Consider the following 18867-nt stretch of genomic DNA (forward strand, 5'->3'; position numbering starts at 1 on the left):
GAGAGCGACGGACGGCGAGTATGGCGACGACAGTGATGGACGACGTGGAGTCCGGCGAGGCGCGGGAGGGCGTGCGGACCGGGACGGGGGGCAGTCGCGCCTTCGCCCTTCTGCTCGTGATCACCGGTGCGCTGGGGCTCCTCGCGGCCTGGGTCATCACGATCGACAAGAACAAGATCCTCGAGTACAAGGCCGACGGTAAGGTCTTCACGCCCGGCTGCAGCCTCAACCCCGTCGTCTCCTGCGGCAACATCATGGAGAGCGACCAGGCGCAGGCGTTCGGCTTCCCGAACCCGATGCTCGGCCTGGTCGCCTACGCCATCGTGATCTGCGTGGGCATCACCCTGCTGACCGGGGCGCGCTTCCCGCGCTGGTACTGGCTGACCTTCAACGCGGGCACGCTCTTCGGCGTCGGCTTCGTGACCTGGCTCCAGTACGAGTCGCTGTACGTCATCGGCTCGCTGTGCCTGTGGTGCTGCCTCGCCTGGGTCGCCACCATCGTGATGTTCTGCTACGTCACCGGCCACAACCTCAAGCACGGATACCTTCCCGCGCCGGACGGCCTGCGGCGCGGGCTCATGGAGTTCCACTGGGTGGTCCCGGTGATGTGGATCGGCGTCATCGGAATGCTGATCCTCACCCGCTGGTGGGACTTCTGGACGGGCGCTCAGGGCTGAAGCCCGCACTTTCCGAACCTTGGGCCCGGCGGCTGAACCCCCGAGCCCGGCGGCGGTCCGACGGCGTTGTCACAGGGTTGGCATAGGCTTCCCGTCGTGGAGCCAGACCTGTTCACCGCCGCCGCAGAGGACCGCCAGGAGAAGGATCCGGCCAGCAGCCCGCTGGCCGTGCGGATGCGTCCGCGCACTCTCGACGAGGTCGTGGGCCAGCAGCATCTGCTGCGCCCCGGATCGCCGCTGCGCCGGCTCGTGGGCGAGGGGGGCGGCGGTCCGGCCGGGCCGTCGTCGGTGATCCTGTGGGGCCCGCCGGGTATCGGCAAGACGACGCTGGCGTATGTGGTCAGCCAGGCCACCCAGAAGCGCTTCGTCGAGCTGTCGGCCATCACCGCGGGGGTCAAGGAGGTCCGGGCCGTCATCGACGGCGCGCGCCGCTCCTCCGGGGCGTACGGGCGGGACACCGTCCTCTTCCTTGACGAGATCCACCGCTTCAGCAAGGCCCAGCAGGACTCACTGCTGCCCGCCGTGGAAAACCGCTGGGTGACGCTGATCGCGGCCACCACCGAGAATCCGTACTTCTCCGTGATCTCCCCGCTGCTCTCCCGCTCGCTGCTGCTCACCCTGGAGCCGCTGACCGACGACGATCTGCGCGGGCTGCTGCGGCGCGCGCTCACCGACGAGCGCGGGCTCGGCGGAGCGGTCACCCTCCCCGAGGACGCCGAGGCGCATCTGCTGCGCATAGCGGGCGGCGACGCCCGGCGGGCGCTCACCGCGCTGGAGGCGGGCGCCGGGGCGGCCCTGGACAAGGGCGAGGCCGAGGTCACGCTCACCTCGCTGGAGGAGGCGGTCGACCGGGCCGCGGTGAAGTACGACCGCGCGGGCGACCAGCACTACGACGTGGCCAGCGCCCTCATCAAGTCCATCCGCGGCTCGGATGTGGACGCGGCGCTGCACTATCTGGCCCGGATGATCGAGGCGGGGGAGGACCCGCGGTTCATCGCCCGCCGGCTGATGATCTCGGCGAGCGAGGACATCGGCCTCGCCGATCCGACCGCCCTGCCCACCGCAGTGGCCGCGGCGCAGGCGGTCGCCCTGATCGGCTTCCCGGAGGCCGCGCTCACCCTGAGCCATGCCACGATCGCCCTGGCGCTCGCGCCCAAGTCCAACGCCGCGACCACGGCGATCGGCGCGGCGCTGGCGGATGTGCGGGCGGGCCTGGCCGGGCCGGTGCCGCCGCATCTGCGCGACGGCCACTACCAGGGCGCCAAGAAGCTCGGCCACGCACAGGGCTATCTCTACCCGCACGATCTGCCCGGCGGGATCGCGGCGCAGCAGTACGCACCGGACAAGATCCACGGCAAGCGGTACTACGAGCCCACGCGGTACGGCGCCGAGGCGCGGTACGCGGATGTGGTGGAGCGGGTGCGGGCGCGGCTGCGGGGCGACCCGCCGCCGTCCGCCGACGGTCCGGCCCCGGCCTCGTCGTAGCGACCCGGCCCGCGGCCGCCGCACCCGCGCCGATCACCCCACTCGCAGGCTCAGCTCGTCGCCGCGTCGAACAGGGCGTGCATCGCGTACCGCAGCTCGGTCACGTTCCGCACCGGCTCGGGGAAGTCGAAGCGCGCGTCGAACGGCCGGTCCGCCTCGTCCGTGAAGCGCACCCGCAGACCGAAGCGGTCCAGCGCCACCGGGGTGGCCGCGCCGCGGGTGCAGACCACGTCGGAGCGGTCGCCGAGCAGTGCGCACAGCCCGCGCACCTGCTCGCTGTGGGCGGCGTGCAGATGCTGGAGCAGATCGGCCTCATGCCGCACGAGCGGATCGGGGTCGGCGGTCGTGAAGTCGTCCGGCTCGATGCCGTCCGCGCCCCACAGGTCGTCCACGCACGCCTCGCCGACCTCCAGCCGCAGCAGCGTCCAGGCGGCTCTCCCGGCGGGCCCCACGCCGGCGGCCGGCCCACCGGACCGCCGGGGCCGCGGCGGCTGGTCGAGGCCGAGCAGTTCGCCCACCGGATGCCGCTCGGCCAGCAGCGCCGCCGCGGCGCGCGTGCGCTCACCGCAGGGGATGGGGGTGAGCCAGCCGGCCACCCAGGCGCGGCCGCGGATCCGCTGGGGCATCGCGACGGGGGCGACGTCGGTGATCTCCATCACGCAGGTCAGCTCGTCGTCCTGGGCGTGTGCGGCGGCCCGGGCGGCGGGGGAGCCGCTGGGGACCAGCAGCAGCACATCTCCGTCCGGGGCGACCGTCCGGGCGGCCGGACAGTCGGCCCCCAGGTCATCCAGGGCCTCGATTCCGGGAATCGTCAACGAAGCCGTAGCCTTGGATTCAACGAGAGTACGTACGCGCTCTGCCGGCGACGGCCGCAGGGCGTCTTCCATGGGACGCGGCTGACCCTCCTCGGGGCTCTGACCAGTGCTGGGCAGGGGGATCCCAGGTCGAAACATGCGTTCTCCTCGGCTAAGGTAAGGCTCACCTAACTTACATGGAGGTTCGTTCCCCGTGAACCAGTCGCGTCCCAAGGTCAAGAAGTCGCGGGCGCTGGGCATTGCTCTGACCCCGAAGGCCGTCAAGTACTTCGAGGCTCGCCCGTACCCGCCGGGTGAGCACGGTCGTGGCCGCAAGCAGACCAGTGACTACAAGGTCCGGCTGCTGGAGAAGCAGCGCCTGCGCGCCCAGTACGACATCAGCGAGCGCCAGATGGCCCGCGCCTACGACCGTGCTCGGAAGGCCGGAGGCAAGACGGGCGAGGCTCTGGTCATCGAGCTCGAGCGCCGTCTGGACGCGCTCGTCCTGCGGTCGGGCATCGCCCGCACCATCTACCAGTCCCGCCAGATGGTCACCCACGGCCACATCGAGGTCAACGGCCGTAAGGTCGACAAGCCGTCCTTCCGGGTCCGCCCGGACGACGTGGTGATGGTCCGCGAGCGCAGCCGCGACAAGCACCCCTTCCAGGTGGCGCGCGAGGGTGGTTACGCCCCCGACGGCGAGACCCCGCGCTACCTCCAGGTCAACCTGATGGCGCTCGCCTTCCGCCTCGACCGGGACCCCAACCGCAAGGAGATTCCGGTCATCTGCGACGAGCAGCTCGTCGTCGAGTACTACGCCCGCTGATCCAGCGGAGCGCACAGTACCCAGCCAAGCCCGCGGGTTCCCCTCGACGCCGGTCGACGGGGAACCCGCGGGCTTGTCCGATGGCGGACCCGGGAGCGCGCCCGGCGGCCGTTATCCGTTTCGGGTGCGCGTCCGTGGCGCGATAAGGTCGATACCTGCCGCCCGCGCCCGGATACCGCCCGAGAGCGGCGGGCGACGAACGACCCGAACGACGAGCGATCACGACAAGCACGACCAACACGACCAACGACGACGAGCGGCGACAGGGAGCGGTGCGACGTGTCCGGTGGAGAGGTGGCCGGGATCCTCGTGGCCGTCTTCTGGGCGATCCTGGTGTCCTTCCTCGCCCTGGCGCTGGTGAGGCTGGCCCAGACGCTCAAGGCGGCCACCAGGCTGCTGGCGGAGGTCACCGATCAGGCGGTTCCGCTGCTCAGCGAGGCGTCCGCGACCGTGCGCGAGGCCAACACCCAGCTCGCCCGGGTGGATTCCATCGCCTCCGACGTCCAGGAGGTCACCTCCAACGCCTCCGCGCTCTCCTCGACCGTCTCCACCGCCTTCGGCGGTCCGCTGGTCAAGGTGGCCGCGTTCGGCTACGGCGTCCGGCGGGCGATCGGCCGCAAGGGGCGAGCGGAGGACGAGCCCGCGCCCGCGCGCACCGTCGTCATCGGCAAGACCCTGCCGTCCGCCCGCTGGGGCGGCCGTCGCAACCGTGGATCGAAGGGCTGACAGACCGGATGTTCCGCCGCACATTCTGGTTCACCACCGGCGTCGCCGCCGGAGTGTGGGCCACCACCAAGGTCAACCGCAAGCTCAACCAGCTCACCCCGGAGAGTCTGGCGGCGCAGGCCGCCGACCGCGCGGTGCTGGCGGGCCGGCGGATCAAGGTCTTCGCCCTCGACGTACGGGACGGCATGGCCGACCGCGAGGCCGCGCTCAAGGACGCGCTCGGGCTCTCGGCGCCACCGCCGGACGACCGCAAGCAGCTCCCGGCCCAGCGGGGCCGGGCCCAGCTCACCCACACCACTCCCCACAAGCTCCACAAAGCCGGAAATGAGGACCACTGATGGAGTCGGCTGAAATCCGCCGCCGCTGGCTGCGCTTCTTCGAGGAGCGCGGGCACACCGTCGTGCCGTCGGCGTCGCTCATCGCGGACGACCCGACGCTGCTGCTGGTCCCCGCGGGCATGGTCCCCTTCAAGCCGTACTTCCTCGGCGAGGTCAAGCCGCCCTTCGACCGCGCCGTCAGCGTGCAGAAGTGCGTGCGCACCCCGGACATCGAAGAGGTCGGCAAGACCACCCGCCACGGCACCTTCTTCCAGATGTGCGGGAACTTCTCGTTCGGCGACTACTTCAAGGAAGGCGCCATCACGTACGCCTGGGAGCTGCTGACCAGCTCCCAGGAGGAGGGCGGCTACGGCCTCGACCCCGAGCGGCTGTGGATCACCGTCTACGAGCAGGACGACGAGGCCGAGCGCATCTGGCGCGAGGTGATCGGCGTCCCCGCCGAGCGCATCCAGCGCCTGGGCATGGGCCCGAACTACTGGTCCATGGGCGTTCCCGGCCCCTGCGGCCCCTGCTCCGAGATCAACTACGACCGTGGTCCGGAGTTCGGCGAGGAGGGCGGCCCGGCCGTCAACGACGAGCGCTACGTGGAGATCTGGAACCTGGTCTTCATGCAGTACGAGCGCGGTGCGGGCGAGGGCAAGGAGAACTTCCCGATCCTCGGCGAGCTGCCCAGCAAGAACATCGACACCGGCCTCGGCCTCGAACGCCTCGCGATGATCCTCCAGGGCGTGCGGAACATGTACGAGACCGACACCCTGCGCGTCGTCATGGACAAGGCCACCGAGCTGACCGGGGTCGCCTACGGCGCCGCCCATGACTCCGACGTCTCGCTGCGCGTGGTCGCCGACCATATGCGCACCTCCGTCATGCTCATCGGCGACGGCGTCACCCCCGGCAACGAGGGCCGCGGCTATGTGCTGCGCCGCATCATGCGCCGCGCCATCCGCAACATGCGCATCCTCGGCGCCACCGAGCCGGTCGTCGGCGAGCTGGTCGACGTCGTCCTCAAGACGATGGGCCAGCAGTACCCGGAGCTGCTGACCGACCGCAAGCGCATCGAGACCGTCGCCCTCGCCGAGGAGTCGGCCTTCCTCAAGACGCTCAAGGCCGGCACCAACATCCTCGACACCGCCGTCACCGACACCAAGGCCGCCGGTGGCAGCGTGCTCGCCGGTGACAAGGCGTTCCTGCTCCACGACACCTGGGGCTTCCCGATCGACCTCACCCTCGAAATGGCCGCCGAACAGGGCCTCTCGGTGGACGAGGCGGGCTTCCGCCGGCTGATGAAGGAGCAGCGGGAGCGCGCCAAGGCCGACGCCAAGGCCAAGAAGACCGGCCACGCCGACCTGTCCGCCTACCGTCAGGTGGCCGACAGCTCCGGTCTGACCGAGTTCACCGGCTACAGCCACACCGAGGGCGAGTCCACCATCGTGGGCCTGCTGGTCGACGGGGTGTCCTCGCCCGCCGCCACCGAGGGCGACGAGGTCGAGGTCGTCCTGGACCGCACCCCGTTCTACGCCGAGGGCGGCGGCCAGCTCGCCGACACCGGCCGGATCAAGCTGGACACCGGCGCCGTGGTGGAGGTCCGGGACGTCCAGCAGCCGGTGCCCGGCGTCAGCGTGCACAAGGGCGTCGTCCAGGTCGGCGAGGTGACGGTCGGCGCCGGTGTCCACGCCCGGATCGACATCACGCGCCGCCGCGCCATCGCCCGCGCCCACAGCGCCACCCACCTCACCCACCAGGCGCTGCGCGACGCCCTGGGCCCGACCGCCGCCCAGGCCGGTTCGGAGAACTCGCCCGGCCGCTTCCGCTTCGACTTCGGCTCGCCGGCCGCCGTGCCCGGCGGGGTGCTCATGGACGTCGAGCAGAAGATCAACGAAGTGCTCTCGCGTGAACTCGACGTCTCCGCCGAGGTGATGAGCATGGACGAGGCCAAGAAGCAGGGCGCCATCGCCGAGTTCGGCGAGAAGTACGGCGACCGGGTGCGCGTGGTGACCATCGGCGACTTCTCCAAGGAGCTGTGCGGTGGCACGCATGTGCACAATACCGCCCAGCTGGGTCTGGTGAAGCTGCTCGGCGAATCCTCCATCGGCTCCGGTGTGCGCCGGGTCGAGGCCCTGGTGGGCGTGGACGCCTACAACTTCCTCGCCCGTGAACACACGGTCGTCTCCCAGCTCACCGACCTGGTCAAGGGCCGCCCCGAGGAGCTCCCGGAGAAGATCTCCGGCATGCTGAGCAAGCTCAAGGAGGCCGAGAAGGAGATCGAGCGGTTCCGCGCCGAGAAGGTGCTGCAGGCCGCCGCCGGTCTCGCCCAGGGCGCCAAGGACGTCCGGGGCACGGCCCTGGTCGCCGCCAAGGTGCCGGACGGCACCTCCGCCGACGATCTGCGCAAGCTGGTCCTGGACGTGCGCGGCCGCATCCCGGGCGACCGCCCGGCCGTCGTCGCCCTCTTCACCGTGGCGGGCGGCCGTCCGCTGACTGTGATCGCCACCAATGAGGCCGCCCGTGAGCGCGGTCTCAAGGCTGGTGACCTGGTCCGCACCGCCGCCAAGACGCTCGGCGGCGGAGGCGGCGGCAAGCCGGACGTGGCCCAGGGCGGCGGCCAGAACCCGGATGCCGTCGGCGAGGCCATCGGGGCCGTCGAGCGGCTTGTCGCGGAATCGGACCGGTAGTCGTGCGACGCGGCAGGCGGATTGCCATCGACGTCGGGGACGCCCGGATCGGGGTCGCCTCGTGCGACCCCGACGGGATCCTCGCCACCCCTGTGGAGACCGTGCCGGGGCGCGACATCCCGGCCGCCCACAAGCGGCTCGCGGCGCTCGTCGAGGAGTACGAACCACTCGAAGTGGTGGTCGGCCTGCCGCGCTCGCTCAGCGGGCGCGAGGGGCCGGCCGCGGCCAAAGTGCGCACCTTCGCCCGCGAGTTGGCGCGGCGGGTCGCCCCGGTGCCGGTACGGCTCGTCGACGAACGTATGACCACTGTCACAGCGTCCCAGGGGCTGCGCGCCTCCGGGGTGACGTCGAAGAAGGGCCGCTCCGTGGTTGACCAGGCAGCCGCCGTGGTGATCCTGCAGAGCGCGCTGGAGACCGAGCGGGTCTCGGGCAGGGCCCCCGGAGAAGCCGTCGAAGTGGTCATCTGATCGCGATACGGTAACGTTCCGCGCGACATGGCCGCCGCCACCCGTGCCACGAACACGCCGAGCGGTGACCACCTCCGTCGCTAGGGGATCGATGACTGAGTACGGCCGGGGACCCGGCTCCCAACCGTGGCATCCAGAGGATCCGCTGTACGGGGACCGAGAGTGGAGCGGCCAGCCCGCGGCGGCCGGTCAGGATCCCTATGCGCAGGCCCCCTACGCTCAGGAGTCGTACGCGCAGGACCCCTACGCGCAGGAGGCCTACGGCCAGGATCCGTACGGTCAGGGCTCCTACGCGCAGGACACGTACGCCCAGGACCCCTACGGGCACCAGCAGTATCCGCACGGATATCAGCAGGATCCCCAGCACCAGCAGCACCAGCAGCCCCAGTGGGACGGCCAAGACGCCGGCTACCCGCATCACGGACACCCGCAGGAGTACCCCGGCCAGGGTGTTCCCTACCCGCCCCAGGACGGCTCGTACGGGGGTATGGACCCGCACGATCCCTACGGGAGCCAGAGCGGTTCCTACCCGACGCAGGACCCCTACCAGGGACAACAGCAGTCACCGCAGGCCCCCTCGGGACCTCAGGGCGCCCATGTGCCCCCGCAGACACAGCAGATGCCCACGGTGTCCGCGGAGCACCAGGTGCCGCGCCAGCGTGAGGCCCCCGAGGAGCCGCCCGCCCGGGCGGACGGCGAGGAAGACCACCCGTTCTTCACGGACGGCGGCGGCCGGGGCCTGGACGACGCGGCGGACGATGACGATGACGACGACGAGCCCGGCGCGCGCGGCGGCAAGAAGGGCAAGGGCAAGAAGCCCAAGAAGCGCCGCAGCGGCGTGGCGTGCCTCTTCGTCACCGTCGTCCTGGTGGGCGCCGTCGGCGGAGGCGGCTACTACGCCTACGACTTCTGGCAGACCCGCTTCGGCCCCGCACCCGACTACTCAGGCGACGGCACCGGGCAGATCGAGGTGGAGGTTCCCTCCGGCTCCGGCAATGCCGAGATCGGCTCGATCCTCGCCGACAAGGGCGTGGTCAAGAGCAGCGGCGCCTTCGTCGAGGCCGTGGAGGACAGCGGCAAGTTCGTCCAGCCGGGCACCTACAGCCTGCGCAAGGAGATGTCCGGCGCGGCGGCGGTCAAGCTGATGCTCGACCCCACCAGCAGCAACGCCCTGATCGTCACCGAGGGCATGCGCGACGCCGCGATCTACGCGGCGATCGACAAGAAGATCGGCGTCAAGGCGGGAACCACCGCGGACATCGCCAAGAAAGAGGCGAAGAACCTCGGGCTGCCCTCCTGGGCCGACGACAACAGCAAGATCAAGGATCCGCTGGAAGGGTTCCTCTACCCGTCCCGCTACAGCGTGGGCAAGGGCGCCAAGCCCGCGGACGTGCTGCGGAAGATGGTCGCCGAGGCCAACCGTAACTACGGCAGCCAGGATCTGGAGGGCAAGGCGAAGGAGCTGGGCCTCAAGTCCCCGCTCCAGCTGATCAGCGTGGCCAGCCTGGTCCAGGCGGAGGGCGTCACCCACGACGACTTCCGGAAGATGGCCGAGGTCATCTACAACCGGCTCAAGCCCGCTAATCCCGAGACCTACGGCAAGCTGGAATTCGACTCCACGTACAACTACATCAAAAACCAGAGCAAGATCGATATCCCGATCAATGAGATCAAGCAGTACAACAACCCGTACAACACGTACTTCTACAAGGGACTGCCGCCCGGTCCGATCGGAAACCCGGGCCATGACGCGCTGAAGGCGGCGATGAACCCGACCAGCGACGGCTGGTATTACTTCATCTCGCTCGACGGCAAGACGAGCCAGTTCTCCAAGACCTACGCGGATCACCAGAAGTGGGTCGACAAGTTCAATAAGCAGCGCACGAACAACGGCTGAGGAAAGATGTCGGAAAACCGCAGGGCAGCGGTGCTCGGTTCGCCGATCGCCCACTCCCTGTCACCGGTGCTGCACCGCGCGGCGTACCGGGAGCTGGGCCTGAGCGGCTGGACGTACGACCGCTTCGAGGTGGACGAGACCGCACTGCCGGACTTCTTCAAGCACCTCGGCGAGGACGGGGGACCGGCCTGGGCCGGGCTGTCCCTGACCATGCCGCTCAAGCGCGCCGTCATCCCGCTGCTGGACGAGATCACCGACACCGCGGCATCGGTGGAGGCCGTCAACACGGTCGTCTTCACCGACGACGGCCGCAGGCACGGGGACAACACCGATATCCCGGGCATGCTGGCGGCGCTGCGCGAGCGCGGTGTCGGACGCGTGGCGCGCGCCGCCGTGCTGGGCGCAGGCGCTACGGCCTCCTCGGCACTGGCCGCGCTCTCCCGGATCTGCGACGGCGAGGTAACCGCGTACGTCCGCAGCGAGGCCCGCGCCGCCGAGATGCGGCAGTGGGGCGAGCGGCTGGGCGTCGCGGTGCGCACGGCGGACTGGGGCGACGCGGCCGAGGCGCTCGGCGCGCCCCTGGTGATCGCCACCACCCCCGCGGGCACCACCGACGCGCTCGCCGCGTCCGTACCGGACCGCCCCGGCGCGCTCTTCGACGTCCTCTACGAGCCCTGGCCGACCCCGCTCGCCGCCGCCTGGGCGGCGCGCGGCGGCTCGGTCGTCGGCGGCCTGGACCTTCTGGTCCACCAGGCGGTGCTCCAGGTCGAGCAGATGACGGGCCGCGCCCCCGCGCCCCTGGCCGCGATGCGCGAGGCGCTGGCGGCCCGCTGACCCGCCTCACGGGCCCCTCGTCGGCCCCTGCCCGACCGTCCGCGACCGTCCACCGGCCCGTCCCCGGCCGTCCGCGACCGTCCACCTCATGGACCATGCACCGATGAGACTCCCGGGTCGTGGGAGGATCGGAGGTGCGGGCCGGAGTCGCGCGGACCGGGTCGCGCCGCAAGACGTCGAGGCACGCGCATGAGGGAGCACCGTTGAGCAGGTTGCGCTGGCTGACCGCGGGGGAGTCGCACGGCCCCGCACTCGTGGCGACGCTGGAGGGGCTGCCCGCCGGGGTGCCGATCACCACCGACATGGTGGCGGACGCCCTGGCCCGACGGCGGCTCGGCTATGGCCGCGGTGCCCGGATGAAGTTCGAGCGCGACGAGGTCACCTTCCTCGGCGGCGTACGGCACGGACTGACCCTCGGCTCCCCGGTCGCGATCATGGTCGGCAACACGGAGTGGCCGAAGTGGGAGCAGGTCATGGCCGCCGACCCGGTGGACCCCGAGATCCTCGAGGGACTCGCCCGTAACGCCCCGCTCACCCGCCCCCGCCCCGGCCACGCGGACCTGGCCGGTATGCAGAAGTACGGCTTCGACGAGGCACGGCCGATCCTGGAGCGCGCCAGCGCCCGCGAGACCGCCGCCCGGGTGGCACTGGGCACCGTCGCCCGCTCCTACCTCAAGGAGACGGCCGGGATCGAGATCGTCTCGCATGTCGTGGAGCTGGCCGCCGCGAGGGCGCCGTACGGCGTCTACCCCAAGCCCTCCGACGTCGAGAAGCTGGACGCCGACCCGGTGCGCTGCCTGGACGCCGACGCGAGCAAGGCGATGGTGGCCGAGATCGACCAGGCCCACAAGGACGGCGACACCCTCGGCGGCGTCGTCGAGGTACTCGCGTACGGCGTGCCGGTGGGCCTCGGCTCCCATGTGCACTGGGACCGCCGGCTCGACGCACGGCTGGCCGGTGCGCTGATGGGCATCCAGGCCATCAAGGGCGTCGAGGTCGGCGACGGCTTCGACCTCGCGCGGGTGCCCGGCTCCAAGGCCCATGACGAGATCGTCTCCACGGACGAGGGCATCCGGCGCTCTTCGGGCCGCTCCGGCGGCACCGAGGGCGGGCTGACCACCGGCGAGCTGTTGCGCGTCCGGGCCGCGATGAAGCCGATCGCGACCGTGCCGAAGGCGCTGGCCACGATCGATGTGACCACCGGCGAGCCGACCAAGGCCCACCACCAGCGCTCCGACGTCTGCGCCGTCCCGGCGGCCGGGATCGTCGCCGAGGCGATGGTGGCGCTGGTCCTGGCGGACGCGGTCGCCGAGAAGTTCGGCGGCGACTCGGTCGCCGAGACGCACCGCAATGTGCAGGGCTTCCTCGAGAACCTGGCCATTCGGTGAGCGACGCACGCGAGGCCGCCGAGCGGCAGACGGACGACGACGCGCGCCTTCGCCGAGCGGGCGGAGAAGCGAACGATTCGGCGGGGCTGAGCGGGCAGGTTGGCTCGGGCCCAGTCGTCGTGCTGGTCGGGCCCATGGGTGTCGGGAAGACCACCGTCGGGCAGGTGCTCGCGCAGCGGCTCGGCACCACCTTCCGCGACAGCGACACCGACATCGTCGCGACGGCGGGCAAGGAGATCTCGGAGATCTTCATCGACGAGGGCGAGCCGCACTTCCGTGAGCTGGAACGGCAGGCCGTACGGACCGCCGTCGCCGAGCACCGGGGCGTGCTCGCGCTGGGCGGCGGCGCCGTCCTCGACGAGGGCACCCGTGAGCTGCTCGTCGGCCTCCCCGTCGTCTTCCTGGAGATGGGCGTCGCCGAGGCCGTCAAGCGCACCGGTCTTGACGCCCCGCGCCCGCTGCTCACGGTCAATCCGCGCCAGCGCTGGCGTGAGCTGATGGAGCAGCGCCGCCCGCTGTACACCGAGGTCGCCCGCGCCGTCGTGTCGACCGAGGACCGCACCCCCGAGGACGTCGCCGAGGCCGTCCTGGACGTACTGGAGCTGAAGAACGCATGACACCCCCTGTGGCCGAGACCCCTACGCGCATCCAGGTCGGAGGCACCGCGGGCACCGCGCCGTACGAGGTGCTGATCGGCCGGCAGCTCCTCGGCGAGCTCCCCGGGCTGATCGGCGCGGCCAAGCGTGTCGCCGTCCTGCACCCCGAAGCGCTGGCCGAGACCGGTGAGGCCATCCGCCAGGACCTCGCCGAGCAGGGGTACGACGCCGTCGCGATCCAGCTGCCCAACGGCGAGGAGGCCAAGACCGCCGAGGTCGCCGCGTACTGCTGGAAGGCGCTCGGGCAGACCGGCTTCACCCGCACCGATGTGATCGTCGGCGTCGGCGGAGGCGCGACCACCGACCTCGCCGGATTCGTCGCCGCGACCTGGCTGCGCGGCGTGCGCTGGATCGCCGTCCCCACGACCGTGCTCGCCATGGTCGACGCCGCCGTCGGCGGCAAGACCGGGATCAACACCGCCGAGGGCAAGAACCTCGTCGGTGCCTTCCACCCCCCGGCCGGGGTGCTGTGCGATCTGGCCGCGCTGGACTCGCTGCCGGTCAACGACTACATCAGCGGGCTCGCCGAGATCATCAAGGCGGGCTTCATCGCCGACCCGGAGATCCTGGAGCTGATCGAGCGGGACCCGGCCGCCGCCCGCACCCCCGCCGGTCCGCACACCGCCGAGCTCATCGAGCGCTCCATCCGGGTCAAGGCCGAGGTCGTCTCCAGCGACCTCAAGGAGTCCGGGCTGCGGGAGATCCTCAACTACGGGCATACGCTCGCCCACGCCATCGAGAAGAACGAGCGCTACAACTGGCGCCATGGCGCGGCCGTTTCCGTGGGCATGGTCTTCGCCGCCGAGCTGGGGCGGCTGGCGGGCCGTCTGGACGACGCCACGGCCGATCGCCACCGCGCCGTCCTGGAGTCCGTGGGCCTGCCGCTCACCTACCGTGGCGACCAGTGGCCCAAGCTGCTGGAGACCATGAGGGTCGACAAGAAGTCCCGCGGTGACCTGCTGCGCTTCATCGTCCTGGACGGTCTCGCCAAGCCCACCGTCCTGGAGGGCCCGGACCCGGCGGTGCTGCTCGCCGCGTACGCCGAGATCTCCCGCTGACGCGGAAGGTATCCGTCGTCGCCGTTGTCGTCGCGTCACAACTCTGTCATCGCCTTCGAAGCCCGCGGCACCGCCGCGGGCTTTCGAACAGTTCCCCAGTCCCTCGCAGTTGCGGCCCTTGCCGGACGAATTGCCTGGCCGGCAAGGGGTAGCGGGCACACAACGGGTTTGCGGGGCGTTCACACAGCGGCGCTCTGGGCAGGTACCGTTCGGTAGGAGCGGCCTCACCGCCGTATCACCGTTGACAGTTGTCGGATGAGAACTGCCTGTACGAGACGGAGTGCCACCGGATGCAGCATGCAGTGGGAGCTCCGCTGCCACCGCCCCACCAGCCGGGGCCGGTGCCCGGTCCGCAGGGTGCGGGCTGGGCCCAGGGCGCGAGTGCGAACCATCACCCGGGACCTCACCCCAATCCCCCCGCCCCGCCCGCGCCCGGGCACCCCGCACCGCCCGCGCAACATCCGGTATCGCCTCCGCCGGCCCCGCCCCCGCCCGCGCACCCCGGGGCGCCGCTGGAGACGGTGAACACCACCGGCCATATCCAGCTACCGCCCGGCGGTCCGGTGCCGCTGCCGCACCCCCCGGCGGACCCGTCGGTCGCCGATGTCTCGCAGGCGGCGGTGGCGGTACTGCTGATCGGACCGGCCGGGGCGGGCAAGACGACGGTCGCGCGCCACTGGGCCGACCGCCGCCGGGTGCCGACCGCGCACATCAGCCTGGACGATGTGCGGGAGTGGGTCCGGTCCGGTTTCGCCAACCCCCAGTCGGGGTGGAACGAGAACTCCGAGGCGCAGTATCGTCTCGCCCGCCGCACCTGCGGCTTCGCCGCCCGTAACTTCCTGGCCAACGGGATCTCCTGCATCCTCGACGACGCCGTCTTCCCCGACCGCCCGGTCGTCGGCCTCGGCGGCTGGAAGCGCCATGTGGGCCCCGGTCTGCTGCCGGTGGTGGTCCTTCCGGGCCTGGAGATCGTCCTGGAGCGGAACGCGGCCCGCACCGGCAACCGCCGCCTCAGCGACGAGGAGGTGGCGCGGATCCACGGCCGGATGGCCGGGTGGTACGGCTCCGGCCTGCCGATCATCGACAACTCCACGTATGACGTGGAGACCACGGCCCGCATGCTCGACGAGGTGGTCACCCGCTCCATCGCGAGCCCGCCCAGCTGGTAGCACGCCCCCATCCGGACCCGTTCGACCGGCCGTCCTCCCTGAGCGTGCGTACGCTCGGGGACATGTCCGAGGTGTACGCGGTCCGACGTGCCCGTCTGCACGATCAGTGCACCGCGGCCGGGAGCGCGGCGGCGCTGGTGTCCCGGCCCGCCAATGTGCGCTATCTGTGCGGCGCCGTGCCGCCCGGGGCCGTGCTGCTGCTCGGCCCCGTCCAGGATGTGCTGGTGGCCACCGAGGTCCCGTCCGCGCCACCGCTCTCCCCGTCCCTCTCCTCGGGCCCGACGCGTTCGGACGAGCCCCGGCTGCTCGTCATGCCGGGCGCGGACGGCGATCCGGTGGTGGCCGCCGCCGATCTGGCCGCGGCGGCCGGCGCCGACTCGCTGGCCGTCGAGGAGCACGATCTGACCGTCGCCCGGCATCGGGCGCTGGGTGCCGCCGCCCCCCGGCTCCGGCTGGCCGATCTGGACCGCGCCGTGGAGCAGTTGCGGCTCGTCAAGGACGACGAGGAGATCTCCTGTATGCGGATCGCCGGGGAGCTGGCCGACCAGGCGCTCGGCGAGCTGCTGGAGTCGATCCTGGTGGGCCGCACCGAGCGTCATCTGGCGCTGGAGCTGGAGCGCCGGCTGGTGGACCACGGCGCGGACGGCCCGGCCTTCCCCACCGTCGTCGCGGCGGGGCCCAACGCGGGGCGCCCCGGCCATCTGCCCACCGACCGCCGGGTCGAGGAGGGCGACTTCCTCACCATCTGCCTGGGCGCCGACTACCGCGGCTACCGCTGCCAGGTGGGCCGTACCTTCGTCATCGGACCCTCGCCCGCGGACTGGCAGGTCGAGCTGTACGACGCCGTCTTCGCCGCCCAGCGGGCCGGGCGGGAGGCGCTGTTGCCGGGCCGGGCCTACTGCGATGTGGACCGGGTGACCCGCCAGGTGCTGACCGCGGCGGGATACGGAGACGCCCTCGAACCGTGCACCGGACACGGTGTGGGCCTGGAAATCGACGAGGACCCTCGGCTCACACCGTCCGCCATGGGTAAACTGGACGCTTGTGTGCCGGTCACCGTCGAGCCGGGGGTCCACCTCCCGGGACGGGGCGGTGTCCGGATCAATGACACGCTCGTCGTTCGCCCCGAGGCGGACGGCGGACCCGAGCTACTCACCATCACGACCAAAGAGCTGCTCGCACTCTGAAGAACAGGGCGCGCCGGCGGCTTTCTGGTCTCCGCCAGCTGTAGTCCAGGAGAACCCGCAACCGTGGCATCCACGAACGACCTCAAGAACGGCTTGGTGCTCAAGCTCGAAGGCGGCCAGCTGTGGTCCGTCGTCGAGTTCCAGCACGTCAAGCCCGGCAAGGGCCCCGCCTTCGTGCGCACCAAGCTCAAGAACGTGCTGTCCGGCAAGGTGGTCGACAAGACCTTCAACGCCGGCGTGAAGGTCGAGACGGCCAATGTCGACAAGCGCGGCATGCAGTTCTCGTACAAGGACGGCGAGAGCTTTGTGTTCATGGACATGGACACTTTCGACCAGATCTACATCACCCCCGAGGTCGTGGGCGACAACGCCCGCTATCTGCTGGAGGGCTTCGAGGCCGTCGTGGCGATGTACGAGGGCAACCCGCTGTACGTCGAGCTCCCCGCCGCCGTCGAGCTGGTGATCGAGTACACCGAGCCGGGCGTCCAGGGCGACCGCTCCACCGGTGGCACCAAGCCCGCCAAGCTGGAGACCGGCTACGAGATCGGCGTGCCGCTGTTCATCACCACCGGTGAGAAGATCAAGGTCGACACCCGCTCCGGCGAGTACCTCGGTCGGGTGAACAACTAACCGTGGCTGCCCGCAACAAGGCCCGCAAGCGTGCCTTTCAGATCCTCTTCGAGGCCGATCAGCGCGGCACCACCGTGCAGATCGTGCTCGCGGACTGGATCCGGCTCGCCCGGACCGACGACCGGCAGCCGCCGGTCAGCGAATACACGATGCAGCTCGTCGAGGGATATGCGCAGCACATCGACCGGATCGACGAGCTGATCGCCACCTATGCGGTGGGCTGGACGCTGGACCGGATGCCGGTCGTCGACCGGAATATCCTGCGGCTGGGCGCGTATGAGCTGGTGTGGGAGGACGAGACCCCGGACGCGGTGGTGATCGACGAGGCGGTGCAACTCGCCAAGGAGTTCTCCACCGACGACTCGCCGGCCTTTGTCAACGGTCTGCTGGGCCGTATCAAGGAGCTGAAGCCGAGTCTGCGTCGCGATCAGGAGCACCCGGAGCACCGGGCATAACCGCGACGGGGCCGTCACGCCGGACTACGAGCCGGACCGCCCGGACCGCCGGGCCATACGACGGACGCCGCACAGGCGCGTCATACGACAAAGCCGCCGGGGGCGGTGGAGGACCCAGAAGGGCCCCACCGCCCCCGGCGGCACGTTTCTGCTGGTGAAGAGGGAAAGGGGACTCGGACTCAGACGTCTTCGTGCTGGACCGCGCGGCGGGCGTCGGCGCCCAGCACGCCCCAGCTGATCAGCTGTTCGGTCAGCACGGACGGCGACTGGTCGTAGATAACGGCGAGGGTGCGCAGGTCGTCCTGGCGGATCGAGAGCACCTTGCCGTTGTAATCGCCACGCTGGCTCTGGATCGTCGCGGCATACCGCTGCAGCGGGCCTGCCTTCTCGACCGGCACATGGGCCAGTCGCTCAAGGTCCAGTACCAGCTTCGGCGGCGGCTCGGCGGCCCCGGCCGGGCTCGTGCCCGGAAGCAGCTCCTGCACCGGGACGCCGTAGAAGTCGGCCAGCTCGGCGAGACGCTGCACGGTCACGGCGCGGTCGCCGCGCTCGTACGATCCCACCACCACGGCCTTCCAGCGGCCCTGGGACTTCTCCTCGACACCGTGGAGGGAGAGGCCCTGCTGGGTGCGGATGGCGCGGAGCTTGGCCCCGAGCTGTTTGGCGTATTCGCTGGACATAAAGCTCCCCGGACGCTGTATCGACGTGCGGCTGTGCCGCGCGGCTGGTCACTCACTGTGAGGTTACGCAGCGTAATTTCCATTCGTCAAGCCGAACGGAGCGGAGGGGCTCCTGCCAGGGGTGATGGTGGGAGTGCACCGGACCCCTGCTAGTGTGAATGGCGCAAATCCGACCGTCCTTTAAGGTCCGTCCCGTGAGGCGGAGAAGGAGGTCCGTTTCTTATGGACGCCCGTACCTCGGACGCCGCGCGCTCCGTGCTGGAAGCACCGGATATCGCGCGCGTTCTCACCCGCATCGCCCACGAGATCGTCGAGCGCGCCAAAGGCGCCGATGACGTGGTGCTGCTCGGCATTCCCACCCGTGGTGTCTTTCTCGCCCGGCGGCTGGCCGCCCGGCTCGAAGAGATCACCGGCAAACCCGGCCGGATCCCGGTCGGCTCGCTCGACATCACGATGTACCGCGACGACCTGAGGCTGCGCCCGGCCCGCGCACTCGCCCGTACCGAGATCCCCGACGACGGCATCGACGGCCGTCTGGTGGTCCTCGTCGACGATGTGCTCTTCTCCGGCCGCACCATCCGCGCCGCGCTCGACGCCCTCGGTGACATCGGGCGCCCGCGCGCGGTCCAGCTCGCGGTCCTCGTCGACCGTGGTCACCGTGAACTGCCGATCCGCGCCGACTATGTCGGTAAAAACCTCCCCACGTCGCTGCGGGAGACGGTCAAGGTCCAGCTCACCGAGGAAGACGGCCGCGACAGCGTGCTCCTCGGGCTGCGCGAGACCACCCCCGCGGACGGGAAGTAGCGCCCCTCACCGACGGCGAGTGCCGCCCCGGCGACCCCGGGGGACCCGCCCGACGGACCACCGGTGCCGCCATGACACCGGTCCCCGCGCCTGCCCGCCCGCACGCCCGCACACCTCCTTCACC

At 70.9% G+C, this 18867-nt stretch carries 19 protein-coding genes; 17 read left to right on the forward strand and 2 right to left on the reverse strand.

What is annotated here, in order from left to right; genetic code table 11:
- Positions 1-20 precede the first annotated feature (20 nt).
- Complete coding sequence (locus J5X86_RS34185) at positions 21-677, forward strand: vitamin K epoxide reductase family protein (RefSeq protein WP_208520578.1); 657 nt, start codon at positions 21-23, stop codon at positions 675-677.
- Positions 678-773: 96 nt separating this feature from the next.
- Complete coding sequence (locus J5X86_RS34190; RefSeq protein WP_208520579.1) at positions 774-2162, forward strand: replication-associated recombination protein A; 1389 nt, start codon at positions 774-776, stop codon at positions 2160-2162.
- A gap of 50 nt (positions 2163-2212) precedes the next feature.
- Here the strand turns inward: J5X86_RS34190 and J5X86_RS34195 are convergent, their stop codons facing one another.
- On the reverse strand, positions 2213-2977 hold the full coding sequence (locus J5X86_RS34195; RefSeq protein ID WP_208520580.1) for a DUF2470 domain-containing protein: 765 nt from the start codon (positions 2975-2977) through the stop codon (positions 2213-2215).
- 193 nt (positions 2978-3170) lie between these two features.
- On the opposite strand from J5X86_RS34195, the gene rpsD reads away from it, so the two are divergent.
- The 14 genes from rpsD to nusB all read left to right on the forward strand — a co-directional run bounded on the left by rpsD (position 3171) and on the right by nusB (position 17259).
- Positions 3171-3782 (forward strand): 30S ribosomal protein S4, encoded by a 612-nt coding sequence (gene rpsD / locus J5X86_RS34200; protein WP_014056245.1) that lies wholly within the window; start codon positions 3171-3173, stop codon positions 3780-3782.
- A gap of 279 nt (positions 3783-4061) precedes the next feature.
- The gene (locus J5X86_RS34205) at positions 4062-4508 is read left to right on the forward strand and encodes a DUF948 domain-containing protein (protein WP_078639863.1); all 447 of its coding nucleotides are present in this window, start codon (positions 4062-4064) and stop codon (positions 4506-4508) included.
- Positions 4509-4516: 8 nt separating this feature from the next.
- The gene (locus J5X86_RS34210) at positions 4517-4846 is read left to right on the forward strand and encodes a DUF6167 family protein (protein ID WP_093466156.1); all 330 of its coding nucleotides are present in this window, start codon (positions 4517-4519) and stop codon (positions 4844-4846) included.
- Positions 4846-7518 (forward strand): alanine--tRNA ligase, encoded by a 2673-nt coding sequence (gene alaS, locus J5X86_RS34215; protein WP_208520581.1) that lies wholly within the window; start codon positions 4846-4848, stop codon positions 7516-7518. The genes J5X86_RS34210 and alaS overlap by 1 nt, the downstream gene beginning before the upstream one ends.
- A gap of 2 nt (positions 7519-7520) precedes the next feature.
- Complete coding sequence (gene ruvX, locus J5X86_RS34220; protein ID WP_014056249.1) at positions 7521-7985, forward strand: Holliday junction resolvase RuvX; 465 nt, start codon at positions 7521-7523, stop codon at positions 7983-7985.
- A gap of 91 nt (positions 7986-8076) precedes the next feature.
- Positions 8077-9882: an endolytic transglycosylase MltG gene (mltG, locus tag J5X86_RS34225; protein WP_208520582.1), complete on the forward strand. Its 1806-nt coding sequence runs from the start codon at positions 8077-8079 to the stop codon at positions 9880-9882.
- Between the two features lie 6 nt (positions 9883-9888).
- Positions 9889-10716: a shikimate dehydrogenase gene (locus tag J5X86_RS34230; protein WP_208520583.1), complete on the forward strand. Its 828-nt coding sequence runs from the start codon at positions 9889-9891 to the stop codon at positions 10714-10716.
- Between the two features lie 203 nt (positions 10717-10919).
- Positions 10920-12104: a chorismate synthase gene (gene aroC / locus J5X86_RS34235; protein ID WP_208520584.1), complete on the forward strand. Its 1185-nt coding sequence runs from the start codon at positions 10920-10922 to the stop codon at positions 12102-12104.
- Positions 12101-12721 carry a shikimate kinase gene (locus tag J5X86_RS34240; RefSeq protein ID WP_208520585.1) on the forward strand — a complete coding sequence of 207 codons (621 nt, stop codon included), beginning with the start codon at positions 12101-12103 and terminating at the stop codon, positions 12719-12721. The genes aroC and J5X86_RS34240 overlap by 4 nt, the downstream gene beginning before the upstream one ends.
- Positions 12718-13818, forward strand: coding sequence for a 3-dehydroquinate synthase (gene aroB, locus J5X86_RS34245; protein ID WP_208520586.1), 1101 nt, complete (start codon positions 12718-12720; stop codon positions 13816-13818). The genes J5X86_RS34240 and aroB overlap by 4 nt, the downstream gene beginning before the upstream one ends.
- A 290-nt stretch (positions 13819-14108) precedes the next feature.
- Positions 14109-14987, forward strand: coding sequence for a Pro-rich N-terminal domain-containing protein (locus J5X86_RS34250; RefSeq protein WP_208520587.1), 879 nt, complete (start codon positions 14109-14111; stop codon positions 14985-14987).
- A 62-nt stretch (positions 14988-15049) separates the two neighbouring features.
- Complete coding sequence (locus J5X86_RS34255; RefSeq protein WP_208520588.1) at positions 15050-16174, forward strand: aminopeptidase P family protein; 1125 nt, start codon at positions 15050-15052, stop codon at positions 16172-16174.
- A 63-nt stretch (positions 16175-16237) separates the two neighbouring features.
- On the forward strand, positions 16238-16804 hold the full coding sequence (efp, locus tag J5X86_RS34260) for an elongation factor P (protein WP_059146782.1): 567 nt from the start codon (positions 16238-16240) through the stop codon (positions 16802-16804).
- 2 nt (positions 16805-16806) lie between these two features.
- A complete protein-coding gene (gene nusB, locus J5X86_RS34265; protein WP_137968331.1) occupies positions 16807-17259 on the forward strand; it encodes a transcription antitermination factor NusB in 453 nt (150 codons plus the stop codon).
- 179 nt (positions 17260-17438) lie between these two features.
- Here nusB and bldD read toward each other — a convergent pair whose 3' ends face one another.
- The gene (gene bldD, locus J5X86_RS34270; protein WP_014056259.1) at positions 17439-17939 is read right to left on the reverse strand and encodes a transcriptional regulator BldD; all 501 of its coding nucleotides are present in this window, start codon (positions 17937-17939) and stop codon (positions 17439-17441) included.
- 222 nt (positions 17940-18161) lie between these two features.
- Between bldD and pyrR the strand changes: the two genes are divergently transcribed.
- Complete coding sequence (pyrR, locus tag J5X86_RS34275) at positions 18162-18743, forward strand: bifunctional pyr operon transcriptional regulator/uracil phosphoribosyltransferase PyrR (RefSeq protein WP_037951650.1); 582 nt, start codon at positions 18162-18164, stop codon at positions 18741-18743.
- Positions 18744-18867 lie beyond the last annotated feature (124 nt).

This window comes from Streptomyces sp. NEAU-YJ-81, from assembly GCF_017592595.1.
Lineage (GTDB): Bacteria > Actinomycetota > Actinomycetes > Streptomycetales > Streptomycetaceae > Streptomyces > Streptomyces hygroscopicus_B.

Bases quoted from the DNA above. Each gene is read 5' to 3' on its own strand.
- J5X86_RS34185 (WP_208520578.1), top strand. From the start codon at position 21: ATGGCGACGACAGTGATGGACGACGTGGAGTCCGGCGAGGCGCGGGAG.
- J5X86_RS34210 (WP_093466156.1), top strand. From the start codon at position 4,517: ATGTTCCGCCGCACATTCTGGTTCACCACCGGCGTCGCCGCCGGAGTG.
- alaS (WP_208520581.1), top strand. From the start codon at position 4,846: ATGGAGTCGGCTGAAATCCGCCGCCGCTGGCTGCGCTTCTTCGAGGAG.
- mltG (WP_208520582.1), top strand. From the start codon at position 8,077: ATGACTGAGTACGGCCGGGGACCCGGCTCCCAACCGTGGCATCCAGAG.
- J5X86_RS34230 (WP_208520583.1), top strand. From the start codon at position 9,889: ATGTCGGAAAACCGCAGGGCAGCGGTGCTCGGTTCGCCGATCGCCCAC.
- aroB (WP_208520586.1), top strand. From the start codon at position 12,718: ATGACACCCCCTGTGGCCGAGACCCCTACGCGCATCCAGGTCGGAGGC.
- J5X86_RS34250 (WP_208520587.1), top strand. From the start codon at position 14,109: ATGCAGCATGCAGTGGGAGCTCCGCTGCCACCGCCCCACCAGCCGGGG.
- J5X86_RS34255 (WP_208520588.1), top strand. From the start codon at position 15,050: ATGTCCGAGGTGTACGCGGTCCGACGTGCCCGTCTGCACGATCAGTGC.
- bldD (WP_014056259.1), bottom strand. From the start codon at position 17,939: ATGTCCAGCGAATACGCCAAACAGCTCGGGGCCAAGCTCCGCGCCATC.
- pyrR (WP_037951650.1), top strand. From the start codon at position 18,162: ATGGACGCCCGTACCTCGGACGCCGCGCGCTCCGTGCTGGAAGCACCG.